This window comes from Pseudomonas sp. MF6751 (assembly GCF_016613265.1).
Classification (GTDB): Bacteria; Pseudomonadota; Gammaproteobacteria; order Pseudomonadales; family Pseudomonadaceae; genus Aquipseudomonas; species Aquipseudomonas fluorescens_BV.
In genome coordinates this window covers 12,286-25,429 of sequence record NZ_JAENSV010000030.1, presented here as the reverse complement: position 1 = coordinate 25,429, position 13,144 = coordinate 12,286, and the positions used below count along the sequence as shown (strand labels likewise).

General features: G+C 61.2%; 13 protein-coding genes. 5 read left to right on the top strand and 8 right to left on the bottom strand.

Going from position 1 to position 13,144, the window contains the following annotated elements:
• Nucleotides 1-8: 8 nt before the first annotated feature.
• The 3 genes from JJD66_RS20650 to JJD66_RS20640 form a co-directional block, all read right to left on the bottom strand.
• Nucleotides 9-932: an SdiA-regulated domain-containing protein gene (locus JJD66_RS20650; protein ID WP_094773941.1), complete on the bottom strand. Its 924-nt coding sequence runs from the start codon at nucleotides 930-932 to the stop codon at nucleotides 9-11.
• Nucleotides 933-1,179: 247 nt separating this feature from the next.
• Nucleotides 1,180-1,845 (bottom strand): fumarylacetoacetate hydrolase family protein, encoded by a 666-nt coding sequence (locus JJD66_RS20645; RefSeq protein ID WP_034128983.1) that lies wholly within the window; start codon nucleotides 1,843-1,845, stop codon nucleotides 1,180-1,182.
• Nucleotides 1,846-1,867: 22 nt separating this feature from the next.
• Nucleotides 1,868-3,262 carry an FAD-binding oxidoreductase gene (locus JJD66_RS20640; protein WP_003195210.1) on the bottom strand — a complete coding sequence of 465 codons (1,395 nt, stop codon included), beginning with the start codon at nucleotides 3,260-3,262 and terminating at the stop codon, nucleotides 1,868-1,870.
• Nucleotides 3,263-3,467: 205 nt separating this feature from the next.
• Between JJD66_RS20640 and serA the strand changes: the two genes are divergently transcribed.
• On the top strand, nucleotides 3,468-4,697 hold the full coding sequence (serA, locus tag JJD66_RS20635; RefSeq protein ID WP_003195214.1) for a phosphoglycerate dehydrogenase: 1,230 nt from the start codon (nucleotides 3,468-3,470) through the stop codon (nucleotides 4,695-4,697).
• Nucleotides 4,698-4,764: 67 nt separating this feature from the next.
• Here serA and JJD66_RS20630 read toward each other — a convergent pair whose 3' ends face one another.
• Entirely contained in the window at nucleotides 4,765-5,205 is a 441-nt protein-coding gene (locus tag JJD66_RS20630; protein ID WP_034128985.1) for a DUF4399 domain-containing protein, read from the bottom strand.
• Between the two features lie 134 nt (nucleotides 5,206-5,339).
• On the opposite strand from JJD66_RS20630, the gene JJD66_RS20625 reads away from it, so the two are divergent.
• Complete coding sequence (locus tag JJD66_RS20625) at nucleotides 5,340-5,813, top strand: transporter substrate-binding domain-containing protein (protein ID WP_020301833.1); 474 nt, start codon at nucleotides 5,340-5,342, stop codon at nucleotides 5,811-5,813.
• 47 nt (nucleotides 5,814-5,860) lie between these two features.
• Here the strand turns inward: JJD66_RS20625 and JJD66_RS20620 are convergent, their stop codons facing one another.
• A complete protein-coding gene (locus tag JJD66_RS20620) occupies nucleotides 5,861-6,343 on the bottom strand; it encodes a DUF523 domain-containing protein (protein ID WP_200648899.1) in 483 nt (160 codons plus the stop codon).
• Between the two features lie 2 nt (nucleotides 6,344-6,345).
• Nucleotides 6,346-6,978, bottom strand: coding sequence for a 2OG-Fe(II) oxygenase (locus JJD66_RS20615; protein WP_003195222.1), 633 nt, complete (start codon nucleotides 6,976-6,978; stop codon nucleotides 6,346-6,348).
• Nucleotides 6,979-7,109: 131 nt separating this feature from the next.
• Between JJD66_RS20615 and JJD66_RS20610 the strand changes: the two genes are divergently transcribed.
• Entirely contained in the window at nucleotides 7,110-7,862 is a 753-nt protein-coding gene (locus JJD66_RS20610; RefSeq protein ID WP_200648898.1) for a DUF2059 domain-containing protein, read from the top strand.
• Nucleotides 7,863-7,948: 86 nt separating this feature from the next.
• Here the strand turns inward: JJD66_RS20610 and JJD66_RS20605 are convergent, their stop codons facing one another.
• On the bottom strand, nucleotides 7,949-8,890 hold the full coding sequence (locus JJD66_RS20605; RefSeq protein WP_200648897.1) for an alpha/beta hydrolase: 942 nt from the start codon (nucleotides 8,888-8,890) through the stop codon (nucleotides 7,949-7,951).
• Nucleotides 8,891-8,988: 98 nt separating this feature from the next.
• Between JJD66_RS20605 and JJD66_RS20600 the strand changes: the two genes are divergently transcribed.
• Nucleotides 8,989-9,564, top strand: coding sequence for a DUF6436 domain-containing protein (locus JJD66_RS20600; protein ID WP_200648896.1), 576 nt, complete (start codon nucleotides 8,989-8,991; stop codon nucleotides 9,562-9,564).
• Between the two features lie 26 nt (nucleotides 9,565-9,590).
• Nucleotides 9,591-11,945, top strand: coding sequence for a penicillin acylase family protein (locus tag JJD66_RS20595; RefSeq protein ID WP_200648895.1), 2,355 nt, complete (start codon nucleotides 9,591-9,593; stop codon nucleotides 11,943-11,945).
• A gap of 102 nt (nucleotides 11,946-12,047) precedes the next feature.
• On the opposite strand, the gene JJD66_RS20590 is transcribed toward JJD66_RS20595, so the two are convergent.
• A complete protein-coding gene (locus tag JJD66_RS20590; protein WP_105228897.1) occupies nucleotides 12,048-13,013 on the bottom strand; it encodes a GlxA family transcriptional regulator in 966 nt (321 codons plus the stop codon).
• Between the last annotated feature and the right edge of the window lie 131 nt (nucleotides 13,014-13,144).

Sequence of the window (13,144 nt, the reverse complement as noted above, 5' to 3'; positions counted from 1 at the left end):
TTCGTCAGTTATTTCTGCTTTTCAAAGCGATAGAACAGGTTTGGCTCACTGACCATGTACAGATTGCCGCTCTCGTCCATGGTCACGCCTTCGGCACGTGGGATCGTGTCTTTCAGGCCATTGAAGCCGCCAAGCAAGGTCATGAAGCTGACTTGCTCGCCCGTTTCATCCAGTTCCAGCAGCAGGTGGGAATCGGCCGACAACACCAGCAAATGCCCGGTACGGGGGTCGATGGACAGGGCCGACAGGTTGCGCACATCCAGTTCGGTGCTGGCCAGTTTTTGCTTGTCGCCGGTCAGCGTATTGCCATCGCTTTTCCAGGTGAACAAGGCCGGCGGACGCTCTTCGCCCAGCACCAACTGCTGGTTGCGCTTGTCCCAGGTGACGGCTTCAAAGGCTTTGTTCTGATCTTTGGACGGGCCCAGGTCATAACTGGGGAAATCGGCCTTGTTCAGCGCCGTAGTGCCGGCGTCGACCTTGACCACGGTCAGGCTGTGATCGCGTTCATCGACCACCGCCATCAAGCCGTTTTCCATCACCGCCACGCCTTCCGGGTTGTTCCAACCGTTGAGCGGCATTTTGCGCAACACATCGCCTTGCAGGCTCAGTTCGACCAGGAAGGGGTTCTTGCCCATCACCGAAAACAGGGTTTTGGTCTGAGGGTTGTAGGACAGGTCCGAAGCCTCATCCTTCTCCATACCGGGCAGCAACTTGGCGTCGATCACCGCGTGATAGTCGGGCAGCCACACACTCTCCCGGCGCTCAGCCGAACTTTCGAAACGCTCCAGCACCCACAGCAGACCGCGATCGTCCCAGTGCATGGCCCAGGCCACGCCATACAAAATGGCACCGGCCAAGAATACCCAGGAATACCAGCGCATGGACAAGCGAGAGCGGAGCGAGGTTTTCGAAGTAGGCAGAGGCACGACCATTGAGCGCTTTTCCGGAAAGTCAGCTGTAGGGGATAGCACAGGATTCAAGGCCCCGCGCGCAAGAGCAGGGAATTATCCGGATGGCGTGTGAAAAAAATGCAAAACGCCGGATCCTGCAGATGTACGCAAACAACTGTGGGAGCGGGCTTGCCCGCGATTGAGGGCGTTCAGTCAACTATTCATTGACTGTCACACCGCCATCGCGGGCAAGCCCGCTCCCACAGTTTGATCGCAGTTTGGCAGTGATTTAGCGCACAACGCTTTCGAAGCGATTGACACCCGCCAGCTCCAACACCACTTCATCCCCCACATTCAACGGGCCAACGCCCGCCGGGGTGCCGGTCAGGATCACGTCGCCCGCTTGCAGGGAGAAGCAACCTGCCATGTACTGAATCATCGGCACAATCGGGTTAAGCATCTGCGCGCTGTTGCCGTCCTGGCGCACTTCGCCGTTGATGCTCAGGCGAATGCCGATATCGGTCACGTCTGCAAAGGTACTGCTGACCACGAAGGGGGCAATCACCGCCGCGCCATCGAAAGACTTGGCGATTTCCCACGGCAGGCCCTTGGCTTTGAGCTCGGCCTGTTTGTCGCGCAGGGTCAGGTCCAGGGCCGGGGCGAAGCCCGAGATGGCGTCCAGCACTTCTTCCCGGCTCGGCTTGGCGGACAAAGGCTTACCGATCAACACGGCGATTTCCGCCTCGTAGTGCACCGAACCGCGTTCGGTCGGAATGGCAAAGCCGCCTTCCAACGGCACCACGCAACTGCCCGGCTTGATGAACAGCAGCGGCTCGGTGGGCACCGGGTTGTCCAGTTCCTTGGCGTGTTCGGCGTAGTTACGCCCGATGCACACCACTTTACCCACCGGGAAGTGGATGTTGGTGCCGTCGACATACTTGTGCTGGTAGCTCATGGAACGACTCCTTCAGGTGCGGTTAAACAGCGAAGATCTTGCCGGGGTTCATGATCCCGTTAGGGTCGAACACGGCTTTGACGGCCTTCATGTATTCGATTTCAACCGGTGAACGGCTGTAGGTCAGGTAATCGCGCTTGGTCATGCCCACCCCGTGCTCGGCGGAAATCGAGCCGTTGTACTTGGCGACGGTCTCGAATACCCATTTGTTCACGGTGGCGCACTTGGCGAAAAACTCATCCTTGCTCAGGTTTTCCGGCTTGAGGATGTTCAGGTGCAGGTTGCCGTCACCGATATGACCGAACCAGACAATTTCGAAGTCCGGGTAGTGTTCGCCGACGATCGCGTCAATTTCGCTCAGGAAGGCCGGCACTTTCGAAACGGTCACCGAGATGTCGTTCTTGTACGGCGTCCAGTGGGAAATGGTTTCGGAGATGTACTCGCGCAGCTTCCACAGGTTGTGCAGCTGGGTTTCGCTCTGGCTCATCACGCCATCCAGCACCCAGCCCTGCTCCACGCAATGTTCGAAAGTTTCCAGAGCGTGGTTGGCGACTTCTTCGGTGGTGGCTTCAAATTCCAGCAACGCGTAGAACGGGCACTCGGTTTCGAACGGCGCCGGCACGTCGCCACGGCCAAGGACTTTGGCCAGGGCTTTGTCGGAGAAGAATTCGAAGGCGGTCAGGTCCAGCTTGCTCTGGAAGGCGTGCAGCACCGGCATGATCGAGTCGAAATCAGTCGTGCCGAGCACCATCGCCGTGAGGTTCTTTGGCGCACGGTCCAGGCGCATGGTGGCTTCGACCACAAAGCCCAGGGTGCCCTCGGCGCCGATAAACAGCTGGCGCATGTCGTAGCCGGTGGCGTTCTTGATCAAGTCGCGGTTCAGCTCCAGCACATCGCCTTTGCCGGTGACGACCTTCATGCCGGCCACCCAGTTGCGGGTCATACCGTAACGAATCACCTTGATCCCGCCGGCATTGGTGCCGATATTGCCGCCAATCTGGCTGGAACCGGATGAGGCAAAATCCACCGGGTAGTACAGGCCGTTTTCTTCGGCGACGTTCTGCAATTGCTTGGTGACCACACCCGGCTGGCACACGGCGGTGCGGTCGGTGAGGTTCACGTCGAGGATCTGGTTCATATAGTCGAACGACACCACCACTTCGCCGTTGGCGGCAACGGCAGCAGCCGACAAGCCCGTGCGCCCGCCCGATGGCACCAGCGCCACCTTGTGCTCATTGGCCCAACGCACGATGGCCTGCACCTGCTCGGTGGTCTTCGGGAATACGATAGCGGTGGGTGCGGGGGCGAAGTGCTTGGTCCAATCCTTGCCGTAAGCCTCCAGGGAGTCGGCATCGGTCAGCACTTTGCCGGGCTCAACCAGGGTCTTTAGCTCATCAATCAGGGCAGGATGGGTCATCGACAGAACTCTCGAACAATTCATGGTCATCCTGAGAACGCTTCACGTCGCAGGAATAGGTGTTTAGCGGGGTGCGTATGCTAGCATACCGCCCCCGCAGGACAGACCCAAAGGGCGTTTCTGCGGTGACGGCTTTCCTGCCGTCCGGGTCAGCTTGCGCTGCTCGACTCCCTGCCAATTTTCTCCGGGATACAGGTTTACGCAGATGAGCAAGACTTCTCTCGATAAGAGCAAGATCAAGTTCCTTCTTCTGGAAGGCGTCCACCCATCGGCTGTCGACGTTCTGAAAGCCGCCGGGTACACCAGCATTGAGTACATCACCAGTTCTCTGCCGGAAGCCCAGCTCAAGGAAAAGATCGCCGACGCGCACTTTATCGGCATTCGCTCCCGCACTCAGCTGACCGAAGAGATCTTCGACCACGCCAAGAAACTCGTGGCTGTCGGCTGTTTCTGCATCGGCACCAACCAGGTCGACCTCAATGCAGCGCGCGAGCGCGGCATCGCGGTGTTCAATGCACCGTACTCCAACACCCGTTCCGTAGCGGAGCTGGTGCTGGCCGAGGCCATCCTGCTGCTGCGCGGTATCCCTGAGAAGAACGCTTCCTGCCACCGTGGCGGCTGGATCAAGAGCGCGGCCAACTCCTTCGAAATCCGCGGCAAGAAGCTGGGCATCGTCGGCTACGGCTCAATCGGCACGCAACTGTCGGTGTTGGCTGAAGGCCTGGGTATGCAGGTGTTCTTCTACGACACCCTGACCAAGCTGCCATTGGGCAACGCCACCCAAGTGGCCAGCCTGACCGAGCTGCTGGGCATGTCCGACATCGTCACCCTGCACGTTCCGGAAACGGCCGAGACCCAGTGGATGATCGGTGAGAAGGAAATCCGCGCGATCAAGAAAGGCGGGATCCTGATCAACGCCGCTCGCGGCACCGTGGTCGAGCTGGACGCCCTGGCCGACGCGATCAAGGACAAGCACCTGATCGGCGCTGCCATCGACGTGTTCCCGGTGGAGCCGCGCTCCAACGATGACATCTTCGAAAGCCCGCTGCGTGGCCTGGACAACGTGATCCTGACCCCGCACATCGGCGGCTCCACCGCTGAAGCCCAAGCCAACATCGGCCTGGAAGTCTCGGAAAAACTGGTCAAGTACAGCGACAACGGTACCTCGGTATCGTCGGTCAACTTCCCGGAAGTGGCCCTGCCGGCTCACCCGGGCAAGCACCGCCTGCTGCACATCCACCAGAACATCCCTGGCGTGATGATGGAGATCAACAAGGTCTTCGCGGAAAACGGCATCAACATCTCCGGTCAGTTCCTGCAGACCAACGAGAAGGTCGGCTACGTGGTGATCGACGTCGACGCCGAGTACTCGGACCTGGCGCAAGAGAAGCTGCAGCACATCAACGGCACTATTCGTAGCCGCGTGTTGTTCTAAGGCTTCAAGCGCTGGATAAAAAATGGGAGACCCGCAGGGGTCTCCCATTTTTTTGCCCGAATAACGCTTATTTGACGTTAACGGTGATCACTTTCGAAGCGACTGTGGGTTCGAACTGGCGATGCACGTTGTCGCCGGCCACCAGTTGCAGGGTGTGCTTGCCTGGCGTCAGGGTCAGCTCGGTTTCGGTCTGCGCCTTGCCGAAGTGAATCGAGGTAGGCGTGGCCGGGATCGCCTCATTGGCGTTGAGCGACTCCACCTTCTGGTCTACCAACAGGTGGTGGTGCCCGGCGTTAGGCACTTGCTTATCGATCGGTTCCAGGTCCAGCTTCTTGACGCCGAATTTGACGGTGAAGGTTTTATCAACGGTGGCGCCATCTTTCGGCGAGACGATGAACACTTCGGCACCTTCAGGCGCAGGCGTACGAGGAAGGTCTGCGGCACTGGCCAACATCGAGGTACCCAGCAAAAGGCTGGCAATCGTTGCACGGGACAAAAGGGCTTTCATTCGCTTCTCCAGTTTTTCTGTGAAATCTGTAGGGTTATGACAACTTCGCGATAAATTGCGGTCCAAGGCACCCGACACCATAACAAAACGTTGCTGAAAGGCGCCTCGCCTGTACGAATTCTTTAGGAGTGACCATGCGCTTTTCGCCTGGCCTGTTGCTGTTGCTTCCTCTTCTGAGCCCCTTGGCTCATGCCGAACTGATTGACGACGTCAACGATCGCGGTGAACTGCGCATCGCCCTGGAAGCCAATACCCCGCCGTACAATTTCAAAGAGGGCGACAAACTCGCCGGCTTTGAAGTGGAGCTGGGTGAACTGCTGGCCAAGGAAATGGAGGTGCGCTCCTCGTTTATCACCACCGATAACGCGGACCTGCTTTCCGGCGTGGAAACCGGCAAGTACGACGTGGCCATTAACCATATGGCTATGACTGCCGAGCTTGAGGATCGTTTCGATTTCAGTGAGCCTTATCACCAGAAGCCGGCATTGGCGATCCCGTTCCAGAAGGGCAACCCGGCGTTCAAGACCAGTTTGAACGGGGCGTTGAAGCGGGTTAAGGACGATGGCCGGTTGAAGGCGCTGTCGCAGAAATGGCTCAAGGCGCAATAAATGTGGGAGCTGGCAAGCTGCTCCCACATTTGATCTGTTTAAGCTTCTTAAAGCTGCGTGAGGGCGATCGCCGCCTCTGGCAACTGCAACTCACTGAACACCTGCACACCATGGCGCTTGAGCAGCGCTGCCGTGACGCCTTCGCCACTGACCTTCACCCCGCTGAAGGTGCCGTCATAGGTCAACAGATTGCCGCAGGATGGGCTGCTGGCCTTGAGAATAGCGATGCGGATGTGATGCCGTTGCACCAGCGCCAAGGCCTGGCGGGCACCGTCGAGAAAGGCGCTGGTGAAGTCTTCGCCCTCGGCCGTCAGCACCTGGGCGCGGCCTTCCCACACGTCGATGCCCTGCCCGCCTGGGATTTCGGCCGATGGCCGCGGCGTGGGCAAGCCGCCCGCCACTTCCGGGCAGATGGCAACCACGCGGCCTTCAGCTTGCCACGCTGCCAGTTGGTCGAATGGGCCGCTGGCCCCGCCGTCATAGCGCACCTTGTGCCCGAGCAGGCAGCGGCTGACCAGAATCTTTTCCATGTTTAAAACGGCTCGTTGCCCCGCCGGCGAAACCAGCCCGTCAAGGACAGGCGTTCGCGCGTAGCGGGCAGGACTTCGTGAGGCACCTCGCCCGACAGGAATACCACCAGGCAGCCCCCGGTGGGCACCACGTCGTATTCGACACCGCCCTTGAGGTACATGCGCAGTTGGCCGCCATGCTCGGGCAGCCAGGCGTCGTTCAAGTAGATCACCGCCGAGACCATGCGCCGGTCATCGTCGCGAAAACGGTCTACATGCTTGAGGTAAAACGCGCCCGGCGGATACATCGCGAAGTGGCTTTCGAAATCTTCCAGGCCCAGGAACAGGCTGCGATTCATCGCCAGGCGCAGGCCGTCCATCACGCCCATGTAGGTATCGCAGATAGGCGCGTCCCCCTCCTCCAACCACTGGATATGGTCACCGCGAATGCCTTCGCGAATCTCCTGGGCCGGCCCACGACCTACTGCTGCGGGCGCCAGTTCACCTTGCGCCGCACGTTTACGGCACTCAGCCGCCAGCTCCAGGGTCAGAGCCTGGGGCAGGAAGCCATTTTGCTGCGACCAGCCTTTTTCGGCCAGGTCGTCGACGATGCGTTGCAGCAGCGGGTGATCGAGGGGTATTTGCATGGCGCGCATAGTATCCATACGCCTGAAAATCCGACAGCGCCGTTGAGCGTCTGAATACACTTTAGTCAGGTGACTGATAGGACTTCTCGACAAATCCTACGCCCGACACGGACAATAGTGGCCGACTGACAGGAGTCCTTATGCGTCGTTTGTTTTTTTCTGTGTTGATGTTCTGCGTTTTGCCCGCCTGGGCAGACGGCCATGACCAGTTGTACAAGGTCGCCGGCTGGGCCGAACAACGTGCGCACTTCAATGACGCCCTCAGTGCCGCCCAGCAGCGCTACCGCAATAGCCTGCCGCCGGTGGTGTACCAGGCGCTGGTGGACAACAGCAATAAACGCTTTGCCGCCCAGGCCATGGACCAGCGTGCCGAGGCGCAATTGCGCAAGCACTTGCCCGACCCGAAACCTGCCCTGGCGTTTTTCCAATCGCCCCTGGGCCGCAAGATCGTCGCCGCCGAGTTGCTGGCCACGCGCCGCGACCAACTGGCAAAAAACGCCCAGGGTCTGCCTAAACTCGAAGCCGATGCCACCCGCAGCCTGATCATCGGCCACTTGGCCCAGGCCCTGCCCGCCCGCGAGGCCGGCGCCGAGGTCAGCCTGGCGATTGCGGGCGTGGCGGCCGACAGCTTGAGCCAGATGATCCCAGGCCTGCTCGGCGGCGGTCAGGCGCAAGGAATGTTGAATGGCCAGCGTGAGCGGTTGATGCAGCAGATCGACAAGGATTTGAACAATACCTTGCTGTATGTCTATCGGGATTTGTCCGCCCCGGAGCTGGAAGAGTTCGCCACCTTTGCCGAGTCGCCGGAGGGCAAGGCCTATTACCAGGCCGCCCTTGCAGCCATTCGCGCAGGGCTTGCCGTTGGTCAAAGCACCTCAAGCCTGACGCAGTAAACCCTGTCGGAGCTGGCTTGCCTGCGATTGCGCTGTGTCAGTGACACCGCTATCGCAGGCAAGCCAGCTCCCACATTTGGACTGCGTTATTTCAGGTGATCCGTGAGGAAGTTAAAATATGCTTCGCGAATCTGCGCAATTTCATTGGCCAAGTGATGCCGCCCCTGCTTGAGCATCAACACCTCAGGCCGGTCGAACTTACCCCGCAACACCTGCAAATTGTGCTGCCAGTCCACCGTCATATCTTCCTCACCCTGCACGATCACCGGGCGCCGGGGGCTGCGTGGTGCGGCTTCGATGCGTTTGATCCAGCGCGCCAGCGAACCCACCCAGGCGGTAGGCAGTTGGCGAGGCTGTAGCGGGTCGGCTTCCAGGAACGGCTTGAACGCAGGGTCGTTGGAGTTATCGCTGAAACGCCGGGCGATGCCTTTGACGAACGGGCGCAGCAGGTAATAGCTGACCTGCGACCAACCCCAGGCACGCGGCCGCACCAAAGGCGACAGCAGGAAAGTCTTGCCCTGGGCCGGGCTTTGGGCGCCGTGGTTGAGCAGGTGGTCCACCACGATGGCGCCGCCGGTGCTTTGCCCGAACAGGTGCCAGGGTTGCGGCAATTGCAGCGCCTTGGCCTCGACGAACAACGCCTGCACTACGCTCTGGTACACCGCAAAGTCATCAATGCTGGCGCGCACGCCGCTGGACAAGCCATGGCCAGGCAGGTCGCAGGCGATCACCACGAAGCCCTGGTCCAACGCCCAATCCACCACGTGGCGATACAGCCCCATGTGATCGTAGAAACCGTGGAACAGGAACATCGTCGCCACTGGCGCTGGCGGCCACCAGACCTGGGCCACCACCTCGAACCCATCCACCTGCAAGCGCCCCAGGCGGCTCACCGCCGGCACCTGGCGTGCGGCCAGGTCGAGCCCGTAGAAACGCTGGTAAACCCTCGCCTCGGCTGACAGCGGTTGCGCATCCACCAGGGGGCGCAAGCTTTCGCGCAGATGATCAGGGTCAAAGGTGACGGGCATAAAGGCTTCCAGACTTGCGGTGAAGATGAATATCGAGCTGCGATATTCATCTGTCAGGACAAGCATGGCAAGCTACGCGACCTGCGAGGATACATCCAATGCGACCGCACTACCGTAACGCCCTGTTCGCCAGCTTGATCCTGGTTATCTGCGCCGGTGTGCTGTGGGCGGCCTATGACTGGTTCCAGGGCCGCTACCTGCGCGCCTTCAGCGAACACACCGCGGTATTTTCCGGGGATGCGCTGCAACTGCCCGCCGCTCTCAGCGGCCCTGGCCCGATTCGCCTGGTGCACTTCTGGGACCCGGCCTGCCCGTGCAATGTCGGTAACCAGCAACACCTGGGCGAGTTGATCGAGCAGTACGCGCCCCAAGGGGTGGAGTTCTATGCCCTGCAAAAACCCGGCAGCCACGGCCAGTTGCCCGAGAACCTGCGCCATCTGAAAGTCCTCGATGCCCTGCCCGGCGCGGACCAGATCCCCGCCAGCCCGGCCGTGGGCATTTGGGACCGCACCGGCAAGCTGGCGTATTTCGGCCCCTACAGCGAAGGCCTGACGTGCAACGCCAGCAACAGTTTTATCGAGCCAATTCTCAAGGCCCTCGGAGCCGGACGCGAAGTGAATGCCACTCACACCCTCGCGGTAGGCTGCTATTGTTCGTGGCCTAAGGATCTGTAGTCCGTCCACTTTGGTAAGGAATGTTCATGAAGCGCGTCTTGCAGGTTTTTGCGGTGCTGATTGTGCTGGTCGCCCTGGGCGTCGGTTGGTACGTCTACAGCAAACAACCCACGCGCCAGGGCACGGTGACGCTGGCGCACCTGCAAGGTTCGGTCACGGTGCGCTACGACGACCGTGGCGTACCGCATATCCGCGCCGAAAACGAAGCCGACCTGTACCGCGCCCTGGGCTATGTGCATGCCCAGGACCGCCTGTTCCAGATGGAGATCATGCGGCGCCTGGCCCGTGGCGAACTGGCCGAGGTGCTGGGGCCCAAGCTGCTGGAGACCGACAAACTGTTTCGCAGCCTGCGCATTCGCGAGCGTGCCTTGAGCTATGTGGAGCACATGGACCCTGGCTCAGCCTCGTCCAAGGCCCTGCAAGCCTACCTGGACGGGATCAACCAGTATCAGGACAGCCACGCCAGCCCCATGGAATTCGATGTGCTGGGCATCGCCAAGCGCCCGTTTACCGCCGAAGACAGCATCAGCGTCGCCGGGTACATGGCCTACAGCTTTGCCGCAGCCTTTCGTACCGAGCCGGTACTGACCTACGTGCGCGACCGGCTGGGCAGCGCCTACTTGAACGTCTTCGATCTCGACTGGCAACCCAAGGGCGCCCTCAACCTGGCGGCCAGCGATTGGCAGACCCTTGGCGCCATCGCCGCCCTGAGCGAACAGGCCCTGGCCGACAACGGCCTGCCGCAGTTCGAAGGCAGCAATGCCTGGGCCGTCAGCGGCAGCCATACTCAAAGCGGCAAACCGTTGCTGGCGGGTGACCCACATATCCGTTTCTCGGTGCCTTCGGTCTGGTACGAGGCGCAGCTGTCGGCGCCAGGCTTCGAGTTGTACGGCTACCACAACGCGCTGGTACCGGTGGCGTTCCTGGGGCACAACCTGGACTTCGGCTGGAGCCTGACCATGTTCCAGAACGACGACCTCGACCTGGTCGCCGAGAAGGTCAACCCGGAGAACCCCAACCAGGTTTGGTATCACGGCCAATGGGTGGACATGAGCAGCAGCGAGCAGCAGATTCAGGTCAAGGGCCAGGCGCCGGTAACCCTCACCCTGCGCCGTTCGCCCCACGGCCCGATCATTAACGACGTGCTCGGTGAGAACGCCGGCAGCACACCGATTGCCATGTGGTGGGCGTTTCTGGACAGTGAAAACCCGATCCTCGATGGTTTCTACCAGCTCAACCGTGCCGACACCCTGCCCAAGGCACGTGCCGCAGCCGCCAAGGTTTCGGCGCCGGGCCTGAACATCGTGTGGGCCAATGCCAAAGGCGATATCGGCTGGTGGGCGGCAGCGCAGTTGCCGATCCGCCCGGCCGGCGTCAACCCGGCGTTCATCCTCGACGGCAGCACTGCCCAGGCCGACAAGCTGGGTTTCTACCCCTTCAGTGCCAACCCCCAGGAAGAAAACCCGCCGCGCGGCTATGTGGTGTCCGCCAATGCCCAGCCGGCATCGCCCACCGGCATGCCGATCCCCGGTTATTACAACCTGGCTGACCGCGGCCAGCAGTTGAACGCGCAGTTGAGCGACACAAGCGTGAAGTGGGATGTGACCAACAGCCAGGCCCTGCAACTGGGCACCACCACCGCCTACGGCCCACGCCTGCTGGCGCCGCTGTTGCCGGTGCTGCGCGAGGTGGTCAAGGACCCGGCGCAACTCAAACTGGTGGAACAGCTTGCCAACTGGAAGGGTGACTACCCGCTGGACTCCACCAATGCCACGCTGTTCAACCAGTTGCTGTTCAACCTCAGCGACGCAACCTTTCACCCCAAACTCGGCGATGCCTTGTTCAAGACCCTGCTCGGCACCCGCGTGATCGACGCCGCATTGCCCCGCCTGGCCGCGTCGGCAGACTCGCCCTGGTGGAACGGCAATCGGGCCGACACCGTCAAGCTCGCCTGGGACAATAGCCTGGCCCACCTCAAGGCTACGTTCGGCGATGACCCGGCACAGTGGCAGTGGGGCAAGGCGCACACCCTGACCCACGGCCACCCGCTGGGCCTGCAAAAACCGCTGGATAAAATCTTCAACGTCGGCCCGTTCCCGGCACCGGGCAGCCACGAAGTGCCGAACAACCAGACCGCCCCGATTGGCCCGGCGCCGTGGCCTGTGACCTACGGTCCGTCGACACGGCGCCTGATCGACTTCGCCGACCCGGCCCACGCCCTCACCATCAACCCGGTGGGGCAAAGCGGTGTGCCCTTTGATACGCACTATGGCGACCAGGCGCAGAGCTATATCGAGGGCAGGTATGAGCAGGCGCACTTCAGTGAGGAGGAAGTGACGGCCAATACCCGCGGCACCTTGAAACTGCTGCCCGCCCGATGATCGTTCCCACGCTCCGCGTCCGCCCTTAGAAGCGGGACGCAGAGCGTCCCAAGAGGCGTTACCACGCAGAGCGTGGGAACGATCACGCAGCCTACGACACGCTCAAACCGGCGCCGCAAAGTTAAGCCTGAACTGTTGCGGCGTGACGCCCAGCCGGCGGTTGAACACACTGCGCATGTGCTGGGCGTCGCGAAAGCCGCATTGATAGGCCACGGTTTTAAGCGGTGCGTGGCTGCTTTCAAGCATCACGCGCGCCGCATCCACCCGCGCCCTCTCGACAAATTCCGCCGGCGTAATCCGCGCTTCACGGGCAAACACCCGGGAGAAATTGCGCGCACTCATATTGGCCGCCTTGGCCAGGTCGGCAATGGTCAAGTCTCCCGTCAGGTTGGCCAGCACGTACAGCTGCACCAGCGCCACCGCCGACGTGGTTTCGGCATGGGGCGTGAGGAACGGGCTGAACTGCGATTGCCCGCCCGAGCGCTGGGTGAACACCACCAGGCGCTTGGCCACGCTCAGGGCCACTTCCGGCCCGTGATCCTGGGCCAGCAAGTACAACGACAGGTCGATACCTGCCGTGACCCCGGCGGAGGTGTAGAGCTTGCCGTCCTGCACATAGAGACGGTCGGCTTCGACCTGGGCCGAGGGGCACAGGCGCGCCAGGCTGGCGGCATCGTTCCAATGGGTAGTGACGGTCTTGCCGTCCAGCAGACCTGCACGGGCCAGCATGAAGGCGCCATTGCAGATCGAGCCAAAGCGCTGCGCCTTCGCGGCGGCCGCGCGCAGCCAAGCGTCAAACTCGGGGCCGAAATCTTCGAAGGGTAACTGCGGGCCACCGGCGACCAGCAACAGGTCATAGGGTTGCCGGGCTTCGCTGTAGTGCTTGTGCGCCTGCAGTGACAAACCGTTGGAGGCCGCCATGGCGCCGTGGCCAAAGCCGAGTACTTCCAGCCGATAGTGATCCTCGGGCGCCAGGAAGCGGTTGGCCTCGCAGAACACATCCATCGGCCCGCTCACGTCCAGCGACTGGACACCGGGGAAGATCAGGATGGCGACGGTTTTGCCCATGGTCACAAATACCTTTTTCCAACTGGATAAACGCGACCCCCTTGTGGGAGCTGGCTTGCCTGCGATGCAGACGGCTCGGTACCGCAGGTACACCGAGGTGATGCTATCGCAGGCAAGCCAGCTCCCACAGG